The following is a 15313-nucleotide window of genomic DNA, read 5'->3' on the forward strand; positions in this document are numbered from 1 at the left end:
CCCCACTACCGCGGGTGCAGGGCTGCAAGCCCTGCCAACAAAAAACCCCGCTTGCGCGGGGTTCTCTGTGTGCTGCATGCAGCGGGTGCTTACGGGCGACGGGCCAGGGCCTCGATGTCCTTCGCCTTCGGCAGCAGGTCCTGCTTGCTGACGCGCAGGAAACCGATCGTCAGCATCGGCACCGCCACCAGGATCGAGGACAGCACCACGATCACCGCGCCGATCATGTGCGTCTCGGCCAGGCCTTCCATCGAGCTGCCGCCGTACATGTACAGGGCAAGCGCCGACAGGAAGAACATCACCGCAGTGATCACCGTACGCGACAGCGTCTGGTTGATCGAACGGTTCAGCACTTCCATCGAGTCCACGCGCAGGCTGCGGAAGTTCTCACGGACGCGGTCGAAGACCACGATCAGATCGTTGATCGCAAAGCCCATCACCGACAGCAGGCCGGCCAGCACGGTCAGGTCGAACTCACGGCCCAGCAGGGACACGTAAGCGACCGTCACGATCAGATCGAACATCGCCACGATGCTGGCAGTGACCGCGAACTTCCATTCGAAGCGCACCGCGATGTAGATCAGGAAGCCGGCCAGCATGAAGATCGTGGCGTACAGGCCATTCATCGCCAGGTCCTTGCCGATCTGCGGGCCCACGAACTCGTTGCGGAGCACGGTGGCCTGGTTGTCGGCGGTGGACAGTGCCTTCACCACGGCGGCGGCGGTGGCCTTGTCCTCGTGCGCGGCGTCGCCGGTACCGGCAGCGTGCTCACCGTGCGGGGCCAGGCGGATCAGCAGATCGGTGTTGCCACCGACGCTCTGCACCTGGGCACCGTCAAAGCCACTTTCCTCGAGCTTGGTACGGACCTGCTCGACGTCCACCGCCTTGTCGAAGCGGGCTTCGATCAGGGTGCCGCCGGTGAAGTCCAGAGCGTAGTTGAAGCCCTTGACGCCGATGATGGCAACCGAGGCCAGGAACACGATGACCGTGACGACCATCGCGACATGGCGCCAGCGCATGAAGTCGATCTTGGTGTCGTTCGGGAGGATGTGCAGCGGAAACAGTTTCATGTGCGTGTCGTCCCGTCAGATGGCCACGTTCTGGAGCTTCTTGCGGCGGCCGTAGATCAGCGTCGCCAGCGCACGCGACACGGTGATCGCGGTGAACATGGAGGCGAAAATACCGATGATCATGGTCAGCGCGAAGCCCTTCAGCGGACCGGTACCGAATGCGAACAGCGCCACACCGACGATCAGGCCGGTCAGGTTGGCGTCGAGGATGGTGCCGGAAGCACGCTCGTAACCGGTCACGATCGCGGTCTTGCCCGGCACGCCGGCACGCAGCTCTTCACGGATACGCTCGTTGATCAGCACGTTGGCGTCCACCGACAGGCCGACCGACAACGCCAGGCCGGCGAAGCCCGGCAGGGTCATGGTCGCGCCGAACAGCGACATCACCGCCACCACGATCAGCAGGTTGAACAGCATCGCGATCGAGGTGATCACGCCGAACATGCGGTAGTAGACGCTGAAGAACACCAGGGTGAACAGGAATGCGAACACCACCGCGCGCATACCGTTCTTGACGTTCTCGGCACCCAGGCTCGGGCCCACCACGCGCTCTTCGACGAAGTCCATCGGCGCGGCCAGCGAGCCGGACTTCAGCAGCTTGGCCAGGTCCTCGGCTTCCTTCTTCTGCAGGCCGGTGGTCTGGAAGTTCTTGCCGAACACGCCGTTGATGTTGGCCACCGAGATCACTTCCTCGTTGACCTTGAAGCCACGCACTTCCTGGCCGTCGACGACGGTCACGGTCGGCACGCGCTCGGTGTAGACCACCGCCATCGGCTTGTTCACGTTGGCGCTGGTGAAGTCGAACATGCGCTGGCCGCCGACATTGTTCAGCGTCACGCTGACCGCCGGAGAGCCGCTGTTCGAATCGGTCACCGCCTGCGCGCCGACCATCTGGTCACCGGTGACGATCACGCGCTTGTTCAGCAGGACCGGACCACCGCCATCACGACGCTGGTAGACCTTCGCTTCCGGCGGAATGCGCCCGGAGTTGATGGCGTCCTGTGCATTACCGTCCACCACGGCCCGGTATTCCAGGGTAGCGGTGGCACCGATCATGCGCTTGGCTTCGGCGGTGTCCTGCACGCCCGGCAGCTGCACCACCACGCGGTCGGCACCCTGGCGCTGGATGATCGGCTCAGCCACGCCGAGCTGGTTCACGCGGTTGCGCAGGGTGTTGATGTTCTGCTCGATGGCGCCGTTGGCGATCTGGGTGATCTCGGTTTCCGGCACGGTCACCGTGATGCGATTGCCACTGACGTCGTAGCCGAGGGTCGGCTGCGCCTTCACCAGGGCAGTGCGGGCACGCTGCGCGGCGTCGTCACCGGCGGACGGGCTCAGGTTCGCCACGATGCTGTTGTCAGCGCGGCGTTCCACCGACTGGTACGGGATGCGGGCGTCGCGCAGCGTGCTGCGCACGTCTTCTGTGTAGGCGTCCAGGCGCTTGTCCAGGGCGGCCTTCTGGTCGACCTGCAGCACGAAGTGCACGCCGCCCTGCAGGTCCAGGCCCAGCACCATCGGGCGACCGCCCAGGTTGGCCAGCCAGTCCGGCACGGTCGAGGCCAGGTTCAGGGCCACGGTGTACTTTTCGCCGACCGTGTCACGCAGGGCGTCGCTGGCAGCGGACTGCGCCTTCAGGTCCGGCAGGCGGACGATCAGGCTTTCCCCTTCCTTCTCGGCACCGACGGTGGCGACACCGGCCGTCTTCAGGTCGGCCAGCACACGGTCACGCAGCGCATCGTCGATCTGGCCGCCACGGTTGGCGGTGATCTGGAGGGCCGGGTCCTTCTGGTAGATGTTGGGCAGCGCGTACAGCGCGCTGAGCGCCAGTACGATCAGGATGACGACGTACTTCCAGCGTGGAAATTCGAGCATTGCTTGGGTCCCGCGCGGCGCCATCCCCGGCGCCGCGGTTGTGCATCGGAAAGGGAGTGGCTTACTGGGCCGACTTCAGGGTACCGGCCGGCAGCACGTTGCCGACAGCGCCCTTCTGCACGCGGATGCGCACGTTGTCCGCCACTTCAATGGTGATGAAGTTGTCGCCGATGTCGGTGACGATGCCGGCGATGCCGCCGTTGGTCAGCACTTCGTCGCCACGCTTGATCTTCTCCAGCATGGCCTTGTGCTCCTTCTGCCGCTTCATCTGCGGGCGGATCATCAGGAAGTACATGATGGCGATCAGGATGACCGGGAACAGCAGCGTGGTCAGGCCCATGCCCTGCGGTTGGCCGCCGGCGGCCTGGGCGTGGGCGGCGGGAATCAGGAAGGCAAGCAGGTTCATTGTTGGTCCTTTGGTTGGGCGGCGCTTCGGCCCTTTCACGGGCACGAGGTGTCGACCGCGGATCTGGGTCAGCCTTGAAGTATGCCACGGCCCCGGGCGTTCGTCCTTGGGCCGTTTGGCAGGGGGTGTTCGGGTTACAGGGGCGGTGCTACCGCCCCGCGTGCCGCGTAGAAAGACTCACGGAAGGCCAGGAAGGTTCCCGCCTCGATCGCCGCGCGGATGTCGGCCATGAGCTTTTCGTAATAGAACAGGTTGTGCAGGGTGCCCAGCATCGGCGCCAGCATCTCGTTGCAGCGGTCCAGGTGGCGCAGGTACGAACGCGTGTAACCGCCGGTGCAGGCCACGCAGCCGCAGCCGGGCTCGATCGGATCCATGTCCCGTGCGTACTGGGAATTACGGATGCGGACGGTGCCGAACGAGGTGAAATAGTGACCATTGCGGGCGTTGCGGGTCGGCATCACGCAGTCGAACATGTCCACGCCACGTGCGACACCCTCGATCAGGTCCTCCGGCCGGCCCACACCCATCAGGTAGCGCGGACGGTCGCCCGGCAGTTCCGGGTCCAGGTGGTCGAGCATGGCGTTGCGCTCGTGCTCCGGTTCGCCCACGGCCAGGCCGCCGATGGCGTAACCGTCGAAGCCGATCGCCTGCAGGGCCTCGGCCGAGCGGCTGCGCAGGTCGGTGTGCACGCCGCCCTGGACGATGCCGAACAGGGCCGCGTCGTTGCCGAGCTCGTCATGCGCGTTGCGGCTGCGCTGGGCCCAGCGCAGGCTCAGCTCCATCGAGCGGCGCGCCACATCCTCGGTAGCCGGGTACGGGGTGCACTCGTCGAAGATCATCACCACGTCCGAATCGAGCACTTTCTGGATCTTCATGCTCTCTTCCGGGCCCAGGAACACACGGGCACCGTCGGTGGGCGAGGCAAAGGTCACGCCCTGCTCGGTGATCTTGCGGCGGTGGGCCAGCGAGAACACCTGGAAGCCGCCGGAGTCGGTCAGGATCGGGCCATCCCAGCGGCAGAAGCCGTGCAGGCCGCCGTGGTCGGCGATGATGTCCAGGCCCGGGCGCAGGTACAGGTGGAACGTGTTGCCGAGGATGATCTCGGCGCCCAGCGCACGCACCTGGTCCGGCAGGATGCCCTTGACCGAGCCATAGGTCCCCACCGGCATGAAGGCCGGCGTTTCCACCGTGCCACGCGGGAAGGTCAGGCGGCCACGGCGGGCACGGCCGTCGCGGGTCTTGAGCTGGAACTGCAATCGGGACATGGAGCGGTCGTTCAGGCAAATAGTCGCCTATTGTCTCCCAAGAAGGCGTGCGCACCAAGGTGCGCACCCACAGGGGACCCTGCCCTCCCTGGCTGCCCTACCCCGCCTGCGGGAACAGCAACATCGCGTCGCCGTAGCTGAAGAAGCGGTAGCGCTGCTCGATCGCGTGCTGGTAGGCCTCGAACACGCGCTCCTTGCCGGCGAACGCGGAAATCATCATCAGCAGCGTGCTTTCCGGCAGGTGGAAGTTGGTCACCATCGCGTCGACGCTGCGGATGCGGTAGCCGGGGGTGATGAAGATCTGCGTTTCACCGGCGAACGGCAGCAGTTCACCATCGCGCATCGCGCTTTCCAGCGCGCGCACCACGGTGGTGCCGACGCCGATCACGCGGCCGCCAGCGGCGCGCGTGCGCCGCACCTGCTGCACCAGCTCGGCACCGACATTCAGCCACTCGCGGTGCATCACGTGGTCCTTCAGGTCATCGGCACGCACCGGCTGGAAGGTGCCCGCACCCACGTGCAGGGTGACGTGGCCGAAGTCCACGCCCTTGTCCTTCAATGCGGCCAGCAGCGGTTCGTCGAAATGCAGGCCGGCGGTCGGCGCGGCCACCGCGCCCACTTCACGCGCGAACACGGTCTGGTAGCGCTCGCGGTCATCCACACCCGGCTCGCGCTGGATATAGGGCGGCAGCGGCAGGCGGCCGGCATGCAGCAGCCACTGTTCCAGCGATTCCGGCACATGGAACTGCAGCACGTAGAACTCGCCATCGCGACCCAGCACCTCGGCTTCGCCACCGGCATCCAGCGCGATGCGGCTGCCGGCCTTGGGCGACTTGCTGGCGCCCACCTGCGCGCGGGCCTGCTGGCCACCCAGCAGGCGCTCGATCAGAATCTCCACGCGGCCGCCACTGGCCTTCTGCCCGAACAGGCGCGCCGGGATCACCCGGGTGTCGTTGAACACCAGCAGGTCGCCCGGCTGCAGCAGCGACGGCAAGTCGCGCACCTGCAGGTCGGTGAAGGCATCGGGCGCCGGAGGCACCAGCAGCAGGCGGCTTGCGGAACGTTCGGCCAGGGGCGCCTGCGCGATCAGTTCAGCCGGCAGGTCGTAGTTGAAATCGGACTTCTTCAAGGCAGTGGGCGGCAACAGGTCGACAATGGCGCGCATTGTACGTCCAGCGTCTGCGAGCCGGCGTGCTTCGCGGCGAACGTCGCGCAAAATGCTGCTATGCAGCAGGTTTCTGCGGGGTTATCGCGCAAAAAAACAAGTGCTAGCATCGAGTCGGAAGTCCGCTGCACGAGCCTGCCCCAAGCGCGCGTGATGACGCGCGTTTTGCTTTTGAAGACCCGTGCGACCCATTGTTTCAGGAGATCTGCAATGAGCTTCATCGAACGCCTCGCCCCCCTGCGCAACCAGCCCGGCACCCGCCTCACCTCCGGCCTGGACGACGCCACCCTGACCGCCCTGTCCGCCAACCACCCGCAGCTGATCGCCGCGGTGGACGCCGCCGCCGAGGAATTCGCGCGCGTGCAGGCCGACCTGGGGCCGCTGCTGGCGCAGGACGAACAGGCGCAGATCGACGCGATGCAGGACGGTTTCGTCAATTTCTATGCCGATGACGCGGTGACCCCGTATGTGGCACTGGCTGCGCGCGGCCCGTGGGTGGTCACCCTGAAAGGCGCCGTGCTGTACGACGCCGGCGGCTACGGCATGCTCGGCTTCGGGCACACCCCGGACGCCGTGCTGGAGGCGATGGCCCGCCCGCAGGTGATGGCCAACATCATGACCCCCAGCCTGTCGCAGCAGCGCTTCATCACCGCCCTGCGCGCCGAGATCGGCCACCGCCGTGGCGGCTGCCCGTTCGCCCGTTTCATGTGCCTGAATTCCGGTTCCGAGGCGGTCGGCCTGGCCGCGCGCATCGCCGACGTCAACGCCAAGCTGCAGACCGACCCGGGCGCACGCCACGCCGGTGCTGCGATCAAGCGCGTGGTGGTCAAGGGCAGCTTCCATGGCCGCACCGACCGCCCTGCCCTCTATTCGGATTCCAGCCGCAAGAGCTACATGCAGCACCTGGCCAGCTACCGTGGCGAGGATTCGGTGATCACCGTGGCGCCGTACGACGAAGCCGGCCTGCGCAAGGTGTTCGAGGATGCCGCACGCAACCAGTGGTTCATCGAGGCGGTGTTCCTGGAACCGGTGATGGGCGAAGGCGACCCGGGCCGCTCGGTGCCGCCGTCGTTCTATGCCGTTGCCCGCGAACTGACCCGTGCCCATGGCAGCCTGCTGCTGCTCGACTCGATCCAGGCCGGCCTGCGTGCGCATGGCGTGCTCTCGGTGGTCGATTACCCGGGCTTCGAAGGCCTGGACCCGCCGGACATGGAGACCTACTCCAAGGCACTCAACGCCGCGCAGTACCCGCTGTCGGTGCTGGCGGTGACCGAGCATGCCGCGCAGCTGTACCGCAAGGGCATCTATGGCAACACGATGACCAGCAACCCGCGTGCACTGGACGTGGCCTGCGCCACCCTGGCCCAGCTGACCCCGCAGGTGCGCGCCAACATCGCCGAGCGTGGTGCCGAGGCCGTGCGCAAGCTTGAACAGCTGAAGAACGAGCTGGGCGGACTGATCACCAAGGTGCAGGGCACCGGCCTGCTGTTCTCCTGCGAACTGGCGCCGCAGTTCAAGTGCTACGGCGCCAACTCCACCGAGGAATGGCTGCGCCAGCACGGCATCAACGTGATTCACGGTGGCGAGAACTCGCTGCGCTTCACTCCGCACTTCGGCATGGACAGCGAAGAGCTGGACCTGCTGGTGGGGATGGTCGGCCGCGCGCTGCGTGAAGGCCCGCGCCGCGAGCAGGCAGCGGCGGCGTAAGTCTCGTTCTTTGTAGAGTCGAGCTTGCTCGACTGCACTTCGTTCAGGCGCCGCGATAGTCGAGCAAGCTCGACTCTACTGAACGAAGAACAGCCGAGCGTGGCTCGGCTCTACAGAAGGCCTCTCAAGGCCTCATAATCCTTGGACACCCCGTCCCTGACCGCCCTGCGGTCGGCGACGGGGCGTTTTCGTTTCCGGCCAAGAGACAGGAAGATCCATGAAATCGATCTGTGTGTACTGTGGTTCCAACGCTGGCAGCAAGCCGGCCTATACCGAACGCGCCCTTGCCCTGGGCGATCGCATCGCCCGCGACGGGATGCGCCTGGTGTACGGCGGCGGCAATGTCGGCCTGATGGGAACCGTGGCCAATGCCGTGCTCGCCGCCGGCGGCGAAGTGACCGGCGTGATCCCACGCCAGCTGGCCGACTGGGAAGTGGCCCACCGCGGCCTGACCGAGCTGGAGATCGTCGGTTCAATGCATGAGCGCAAGTCGCGCATGTTCGACCTCGCCGATGGCTTCGTCACGCTGCCCGGCGGCTTCGGCACCATGGAAGAGATCTTCGAGATGCTGACCTGGCGCCAGCTTGGCATCGGCAACAAGCCGTGCGCCTTCCTCGACGTGGAAGGTTTCTACGCCCCGCTGATCGGCATGATCGACCGCATGGTGGAAGAGCGCTTCCTGCACCCGGACCAGCGCCAGGACCTGTGGTACGGCTCGGATATCGAAGAGATGCTGGAGTGGATGAAGAACTACAAGCCAGCGCAGGCCTCGAAGTGGATCGACGAAAAGCGTCGCGCCGCCCTGCGCTGATGCTTTCCTGCGCGGCGGCTCAGACCGCCGCGCAGCTCCACGGTGCGGGCCGCCCCAGCAGATAGCCCTGGCCGTAGTCGCAACCCAGTTCGCGCAGGGTCTGCCGCTGCGCCTCGGTTTCGATGCCCTCACCGATGGTCTCGATGCCCAGCGTACGCGCCAACGACAGCACGCCCTCGACCAGCGCCCGCGTGCTCTGCACTTCCGGCCCATGCAGGCCGGCGATGAAGCTCTGGTCGATCTTCAGCGTACTGATCGGGAAACGGTGCAGGTAGGACAGCGCCGAGAAGCCGGTACCGAAATCGTCCAGCTGCACCTGGATGCCGCGCTCGCGCAGGCCCTGCAGGATGCCCAGCGTGTGCGGGCCATCGTCCAGCAGTGCGACCTCGGTGATCTCCAGGCGCAGCCGGTGCGGATCGGCACCACATGCATCCAGCAGGCCGAACAGGCGGCCGCTGAACCCGGCGGAGCGGAAATGGCGCGGTGATACGTTCACCGAGACGTAACTCTGCCCGCCCTCGGCCAGACCGGCAATCACCTGTTCGTAGATCAGCCAGTCGACCTGCTCGATCAGGCCGCTTTCCTCGCCCAGCTCCAGGAACGCCCCCGGCAGCAGCAGGCCGCGGCGCTCATGCTGCCAACGCAGCAGCGCTTCGTGGCCCACCACCTCGCCATCGGACAGGCGCACGATCGGCTGGTAGAACGGGACGAAATCGCGGTTGTTGATCGCACGACGCAGGTCGGCTTCCAGATCGAGGCTGCGCATGGCCTGCTCGCGCATGTCTTCGTCGAAGATCGCACAGCGGTCATGGCCCTGCGCCTTGGCCCGGTACATTGCCGCGTCGGCATCACGCAGCAGCTCTTCGCCGGTGCGGTAGCGGGGGTTCCACAGCGCGATGCCCAGACTGCCGGACGGGAACAGTTCGCGCCCGGCGATCCACATCGATTCCTGCAGCGCCAGCAGGAGGCGCTGGCCAAAGTCCAAGGCCTGGGCCAGGCCCTGCGGGCATTGCAGCAGCACTGCGAATTCGTCACCGCCCAGCCTGGCCACCACGTCCTCGGTGCCGGCCATCGATACGATGCGCTTGGCCACTTCCACCAGCATGCGGTCGCCGGCAGCATGCCCGATGCTGTCGTTGACCAGCTTGAAGCGGTCCAGATCGAGGAACAGCACGGCGAACACCGGGCCGCCCTCACGCTTGGCCAGTGCCAGCGCATCCTGCAGGCGGTCCAGCAGATGCAGGCGGTTGGGCAGGCCGGTCAGCGCATCGTGCATGGCCTGGTGGGTCAGGCGCTGTTCGGCACGCAGGCGCTCGCCGATCTGGCCGAGCAGCTTTTCGTTGACCTCGGCCAGTTCGCGCGTGCGCTCCTCCACGCGCTTCTCCAGCTCGGCATGCGCCGAGCGCAGCCGTTGCTGGTCGCGCTGACGGGCCAGGCCGGTACCGATGTTCTGCGCGACGAAGGTCAGCAGGCGCTGGTCATGCACGCTGAAAATGCTGTTCTCGCTGTAGCTCTGCACCACGATCGCGCCGACCACTTCGTCGTCGCGCAGCAGCGGTACGCCCAGCCAGCAGTGCGAACGCGCACCGGATTCACGCACTTCGCCACTGGCCAGCAGCGCGTCGATCTGCGCACGTGATGCCAACAGTGGCCGCCGGTTGCGCACGACGTACTCGGTCAAGCCCCGGCTGAACGGTCGCGGCGCGCGGCTGGCGTTGTGCTCGTCCACCGAATAGACGAAGTCCAGGCCGTTGCCGGCCGGGTTGACCAGGGCGATGTAGAAATTGCGAGCGTCGAGCAGGCGCCCGACCACCCCATGCACCTGTCCGTAGAACTGCGCCAGGCTGTCGGCCGACATCGCCATCTCGGCGATGTTGTACAGGGCGGTCTGCAGCTGTTCGGCGCGTCGACGCTCGGCCACCTCGTCCTGCAGGCTGTGATTGGCGCGCTGCAGTTCCTGGGTGCGCCGCGCCACCTGCTGCTCCAGCCGCACCTGCGCCTGGCGCCGGTCCATCGCAGTCTGCACGTGCTGCGCAACAAAGCCCAGCAATGCGCGTTCGGCCTCGCCATAGCGGGCCGCCTGCTCATAGCTCTGAACCACGATGGCACCGCATACGCGGCCATCGCGCAGCATCGGCACGCCCAGCCAATCCAAGCTTTCGGGCCCGCGTTGCGGGTCGTGCTCCTGCTCCATCACCTGCGCCAGCAGTTCGCGCGAGGGACCACTGAGCGGCTTGCCATGACGCAGCAACGCCACGGTCAGGCTGCGCGGCATCTCGCTGGCGTCATGGCTCTGCGTGGGATCGGCGACGAAATCATCGACCTGATCGGCGAAGTACAGGAAACGGATCTGGTCGCGCACATCGTCGTATTCCACGATGTAGCAGTTCTCGGCATACATCAGCGTGCCCAGCACACCATGCACGTGGCGCAGCATCTCGGGCATTTCCAGGTCGGCACCGGCCAGATCTGCAATCTGGAACAAGGCCTGCTGCAACCGCTCGGCCTCTTCCAGCGCCTTGATCTGGCCGGCCTGGCGGCCGCGCTGCAGCGCCAGCTCCATCGCCTGCCGGGCAACCCCCCACCATGCCGGCGAAGGCACCGCGCCTTCCACCGACAACAGCAGGCGCGCCCCATCATGTTCCCAGCCGTGCTGGCCGTCGCCCACGCCTGGCGCTGCCGCATCACCTCCGGCAGCCGCCCTCGGCCAGGCCCCCTGGCCACGGCCAAGCTGCGGGTCATCCCAGCCGACGCGGACCACGGCCGTTTCCGGCAGAAGCGCATGCAACGCGCGCACCAGCGCCGCGCTCAGCACGGCCTCGTGTGGTGGCTCTTCCGCCGGTTCAGCATGCGTGGACAAATGACAATCTCTTGGCGCCGTCAGTGCGTCGCCTCCCCTGAGCCGCCGAGCATAGCGCGCCACCCGGGGGGCAATGGAAGCCCGTAAACCCCGAATCGTGCGCCCGTACGTTTTTCCTGCTGACCGTAGCCCCTTCCGAGCCATGACCCTCGCCCTGCCCGCCCTCGCCACCGGCTATGCGCCATCGCCTGCAGGCCTTACCCTGTACGCCGTGGAAGCCAGCGCACTGCCAACCGATGAAGCCTTGATGCTGGCCTGGGCCGGTGGCGACCTGCGCGCGTTTGAAAGCCTGTATGCGCGCCATCGCAAGCGCCTGTTCGGCTTCCTGCTGCGGCAACTGCGCGACAACGCGCTGGCCGAGGAGATCTTCCAGGACGTCTGGCAGCGGGTGATCAGCGCCCGTGCGGGGTGGCAACCGGACGCGGCGTTCAGCACCTGGCTGTTCCGCATCGCCCACAACCGCCTGAACGACCATTGGCGCGCCGCCCGCCACCGGCCGGCTGCCCCGGCCGATGCCGACCTGCGCCTGGCCGCGATCGAGGATGGACAGACCCCGGAAGGCGAGCTTTCCGAATTCGAACAACGTCGCCGCATCCAGCTGGCGATGGAACAACTGCCGCCGGAGCAGCGCGAAGTGCTGCAACTGCGGCTGGATCAGGAACTGAGCCTGGAGGAGATCGGCCAGATCACCGGCGTAGGCCGGGAAACCGTGAAATCGCGGCTGCGCTATGCGATGGACAAGCTGCGTGCGGGATTGAACGCATGAACCGAGACGAACCGCTGACGCCGGAAGAACGCGAGCTGGCCCGGCTACTCGGCCGTCGCGCCGAACAGGCACCGCCCGCCGCACTGGACGCCGCCATCCTGGCCGCGGCCCGCGCTGCCGTGGACGCTCCGGCTGCCGATGCGGTCGCCTCTCCCGAAGCACCACGTACGCAGCGCACACGCCCGCGTTGGCCGGCGGTGTTCGGCATCGCCGCCTCGATGGTGTTCGCCATCGGCATCGCCTGGCAGCTGCGTCCGGAACCGCCACCGATTCCGGCGGGTGAGGCCGCTGTTGCGGCGGCACCGGCTGCGGCAGAAGACGTCGCGGCTGCCGATCAGGCCGCTGAGCGCAGTGCAGCCGACAGCGCGGTGGCGACTGCGGAACCGGCCGCTGCGCCCGCAGCACCCGAGGCAGCCCCGGTTGCCGCTGCCCCGGCACCGGCCAACGCGCGCGCAAGCAAGCCTGCGCAGGCCCAGGCTGCACGATCGATGGCTGCGGATGCGGCCGCCGATACCTCCTTTGCGGCCCTGCCGCCCGCTCCGGCCGCAGCGCCGGCAGCAGCCCCCCCTGCGCCTCCGGCTCCCACCGCCTACTCGGCACCCGCGCCGCTGATGGCGCCGGTTGTCGCCAGTGGTTCGCTGAAGGCGCGCTCGGCAGGCACGCCAGAGCCCAACAGCGTGCAGGCCGAACAGGCCCCGGCATTGGACCGGGTAGAAATCACCTCGACGAAGCGCGAGGCTCCCAGCCGTTCCGCACCTGGCATCATGCGCTGCGGCAGCGATGCGGGCCTGAGCGCGGATGCCGTGCAGGCCGAGGTGGACGCTGACGCACGACTGCCGCGCCGGCAGTGGCTGCAGAAGATCCGTACACGACGCGACGACGGCCAGCGCGATCTGGCCCGTGCCAGCCTGGAGCGCTACATGCAGCAGTACCCGGAAGCACGCCTGCCGCGCGACCTGCGCCCGCTGCTGGACGACTGAAGCGGACGGGAATACCCGGCAACCCCGTAGAATGACGGGAATGCTCGATACTCTCGCCCAGCCGGTCAGCCACACGCTGGAAGTCAAACACAGCCGTTTCATCGCCCATGCCGCGCCGATCGATGGCGCCGCAGCGGCCATGGCGTTCCTGCAGCAGGTTGCGGTGGCCGATGCCACCCACAACTGCTGGGCCTACCGGCATGGGCAGGACTATCGCTCCAGCGACGATGGCGAGCCGGCCGGCACGGCTGGACGTCCGATCCTGGCGGCGATCGACGGCCAGGGTTTCGACCGGGTGATGGTGGTAGTGACGCGCTGGTTCGGCGGTATCAAGCTCGGTGCCGGTGGCCTTGTGCGCGCCTACGGCGGCGCCGCCGCCGAGTGCCTGCGCACCGCCCCGCGCCTGCCGCTGGTGGCGATGGCCCGGCTGCAGCTGCTGGCCGGCTTCGAGGACCTGGGTACCCTGCATGCCACCCTGCCCGCCTTCGGTGCCGAAAAGCGCGATGAACAGTTCGATGCCAATGGTGTGTGCCTGCGGATCGAATTGCCTGCCGATCAGGTCGACGCATTGAAAATCCGCCTGCGCGACGCCACCCGTGACCGTATCCGCATAGAAGACGACGACCAGGATGACTGACAAGGACGACGCCCCCGCTTCGACCCCGCCGCTGCGGCGCCTCGGCAGCCTGCGCACGCTGTGGCCGTTCGTGCGCCGCCACAGCGGCCTGTTCACCGCCTGGCTGCTGGCCCTGGCGGTGTCTTCTGCAGCCACGCTGAGCCTGCCTCCGGCGGTGAAGCAGATGATCGATCACGGTTTCAGCAGCGGCGGCCAGATCAACCGTGCCTTCGCCCTGCTGATGCTGGTGGCGGTCGTCATGGCGTTGGGCACGGCGGCGCGCTTCTACTTCGTATCGTTGCTGGGTGAAAAGGTCGTGGCCGACCTGCGCAGCCAGCTGTATGCCCACCTGATCCAGCTGGGCGCCGGCTTCCACGACCGCAGCCGCAGCGGAGAGCTGGTCTCGCGCCTGACCGCGGACACCGAACTGCTGCGCAGCGTGGTCGGCTCGACCATGTCCGTAGCATTGCGCAGCACGGTCACCGTCATCGGCAGCCTGGCAATGCTGTTCGTCACCAGCCCGCGGCTGGCCGCATGGTCGCTGCTCGGCATTCCGCTGGCGGTGCTGCCGATCATCATCGGCTCGCGCAAGCTGCGCACGGTCGCACGCAACAGCCAGGACCGCATCGCCGATGCCAACAGCCTGGCCAGTGAAACCCTGGGTGCGGTACGCACGGTGCAGGCACATGCACGCGAGCCGTACGAGCGCGGGCGCTTCGACAAGGCACTCGGTGATGCCATCGGCGCCGCCCGTCGCCGCATCGGCGCACAGTCGCTGGTCACCGCCAGCGCCATCCTGCTGGTGTTCGGCGCCATCGTCGGTGTGTTGTGGCTGGGCGCGCACGACGTCATCGACGGCCGCCTCAGCGCCGGTACGCTGGGCCAGTTCGTGCTGTATGCATTGATCGGTGGCGGCTCGGTGGGCGCGCTGGCCGAAGTGTGGAACGAGCTGCAGCGCGCGGCCGGCGGCATGGGCCGTATCGGCGAACTGCTGCAGGAAGACATCGAGATCCGCGCGCCGGCACAGCCGCACGCGCTGCCGCAGCCGCTGCGTGGCGAGATCCGGTTCGACGACGTGGTGTTCCACTACCCGCAGCGACCGGACCAGGCCGCGCTGGACCACTTCAACCTGCACGTGCACCCCGGCGAGACCGTGGCGCTGGTGGGTCCGTCGGGGGCGGGCAAGAGCACGGTGCTTTCGATGCTGCTGCGCTTCCATGATCCAGCCAGCGGCCGCATCGACGTGGACGGCATCGACGTGCGCCAGGTCGACCCAGCCGAGCTGCGTGCGCAGCTGGCGCTGGTGCCGCAGCAGCCGACGCTGTTCGCTGCCAGTGCGCGCGACAACATCCGCTATGGCCGCCTGCAGGCCAGCGACGCCGAAGTCGAGGCTGCCGCGCGTGCCGCCGAGGCCGATGGCTTCCTGCGCGCGTTGCCGCAGGGCTATGACAGTGAGCTGGGCGAGCGCGGTGCCCGCCTGTCCGGTGGCCAGCAGCAGCGTGTGGCGATTGCCCGTGCGCTGCTGAAGGATGCGCCGATCCTGCTGCTGGACGAAGCGACCAGCGCGCTGGACGCGCAGAGCGAGCACGGCGTGCAGCAGGCCCTGGAGCGGCTGATGGCGGGCCGCACCACACTGGTCATTGCCCACCGCCTGGCCACCGTGCTCAAGGCCGACCGCATCGTGGTGATGGACCAGGGCCGCATCGTCGCCGAGGGCACGCACGCACAGCTGCTGGCCGAAGGTGGACTGTACGCTGAACTTGCGCGCCTGCAGTTCATCGATTGATGACGTCCG

12 protein-coding genes are annotated in these 15313 nt (G+C 67.3%); 6 read left to right on the forward strand and 6 right to left on the reverse strand.

The window, feature by feature from the left end:
* Positions 1-89: 89 nt before the first annotated feature.
* The 5 genes from secF to queA form a co-directional block, all read right to left on the reverse strand.
* Positions 90-1070, reverse strand: coding sequence for a protein translocase subunit SecF (gene secF, locus ACMZ91_RS06775; protein ID WP_049462686.1), 981 nt, complete (start codon positions 1068-1070; stop codon positions 90-92).
* 15 nt (positions 1071-1085) lie between these two features.
* The gene (secD, locus tag ACMZ91_RS06780) at positions 1086-2942 is read right to left on the reverse strand and encodes a protein translocase subunit SecD (protein ID WP_049462687.1); all 1857 of its coding nucleotides are present in this window, start codon (positions 2940-2942) and stop codon (positions 1086-1088) included.
* 61 nt (positions 2943-3003) lie between these two features.
* The gene (yajC, locus tag ACMZ91_RS06785) at positions 3004-3348 is read right to left on the reverse strand and encodes a preprotein translocase subunit YajC (protein ID WP_005409257.1); all 345 of its coding nucleotides are present in this window, start codon (positions 3346-3348) and stop codon (positions 3004-3006) included.
* 134 nt (positions 3349-3482) lie between these two features.
* Complete coding sequence (gene tgt, locus ACMZ91_RS06790) at positions 3483-4613, reverse strand: tRNA guanosine(34) transglycosylase Tgt (RefSeq protein ID WP_049462688.1); 1131 nt, start codon at positions 4611-4613, stop codon at positions 3483-3485.
* A gap of 97 nt (positions 4614-4710) precedes the next feature.
* Positions 4711-5778 carry a tRNA preQ1(34) S-adenosylmethionine ribosyltransferase-isomerase QueA gene (gene queA / locus ACMZ91_RS06795; protein ID WP_049462689.1) on the reverse strand — a complete coding sequence of 356 codons (1068 nt, stop codon included), beginning with the start codon at positions 5776-5778 and terminating at the stop codon, positions 4711-4713.
* Between the two features lie 210 nt (positions 5779-5988).
* Between queA and ACMZ91_RS06800 the strand changes: the two genes are divergently transcribed.
* Together ACMZ91_RS06800 and ACMZ91_RS06805 are read left to right on the forward strand one after the other, a co-directional pair.
* Positions 5989-7485, forward strand: a complete 1497-nt coding sequence (locus ACMZ91_RS06800) for an aminotransferase class III-fold pyridoxal phosphate-dependent enzyme (RefSeq protein ID WP_032128302.1) — start codon at positions 5989-5991, stop codon at positions 7483-7485.
* A 217-nt stretch (positions 7486-7702) separates the two neighbouring features.
* Positions 7703-8296, forward strand: coding sequence for an LOG family protein (locus tag ACMZ91_RS06805; RefSeq protein ID WP_032128301.1), 594 nt, complete (start codon positions 7703-7705; stop codon positions 8294-8296).
* A 19-nt stretch (positions 8297-8315) separates the two neighbouring features.
* Here ACMZ91_RS06805 and ACMZ91_RS06810 read toward each other — a convergent pair whose 3' ends face one another.
* A complete protein-coding gene (locus ACMZ91_RS06810; protein WP_100437557.1) occupies positions 8316-11156 on the reverse strand; it encodes a bifunctional diguanylate cyclase/phosphodiesterase in 2841 nt (946 codons plus the stop codon).
* Positions 11157-11403: 247 nt separating this feature from the next.
* On the opposite strand from ACMZ91_RS06810, the gene ACMZ91_RS06815 reads away from it, so the two are divergent.
* The 4 genes from ACMZ91_RS06815 to ACMZ91_RS06830 are packed head-to-tail and all read left to right on the forward strand — an operon-like array spanning position 11404 to position 15304.
* A complete protein-coding gene (locus ACMZ91_RS06815) occupies positions 11404-11922 on the forward strand; it encodes an RNA polymerase sigma factor (RefSeq protein WP_229301232.1) in 519 nt (172 codons plus the stop codon).
* Complete coding sequence (locus ACMZ91_RS06820) at positions 11919-12902, forward strand: hypothetical protein (protein WP_414577991.1); 984 nt, start codon at positions 11919-11921, stop codon at positions 12900-12902. Before ACMZ91_RS06815 ends, ACMZ91_RS06820 begins: the two co-directional genes overlap by 4 nt.
* A 40-nt stretch (positions 12903-12942) precedes the next feature.
* Positions 12943-13539 (forward strand): IMPACT family protein, encoded by a 597-nt coding sequence (locus tag ACMZ91_RS06825; protein ID WP_049400110.1) that lies wholly within the window; start codon positions 12943-12945, stop codon positions 13537-13539.
* Entirely contained in the window at positions 13532-15304 is a 1773-nt protein-coding gene (locus ACMZ91_RS06830; protein WP_197655908.1) for an ABC transporter transmembrane domain-containing protein, read from the forward strand. The genes ACMZ91_RS06825 and ACMZ91_RS06830 overlap by 8 nt, the downstream gene beginning before the upstream one ends.
* Positions 15305-15313 lie beyond the last annotated feature (9 nt).

The organism is Stenotrophomonas sp. FR024, assembly GCF_047500745.2.
In the GTDB taxonomy this organism is placed as follows: Bacteria; Pseudomonadota; Gammaproteobacteria; order Xanthomonadales; family Xanthomonadaceae; genus Stenotrophomonas; species Stenotrophomonas maltophilia_A.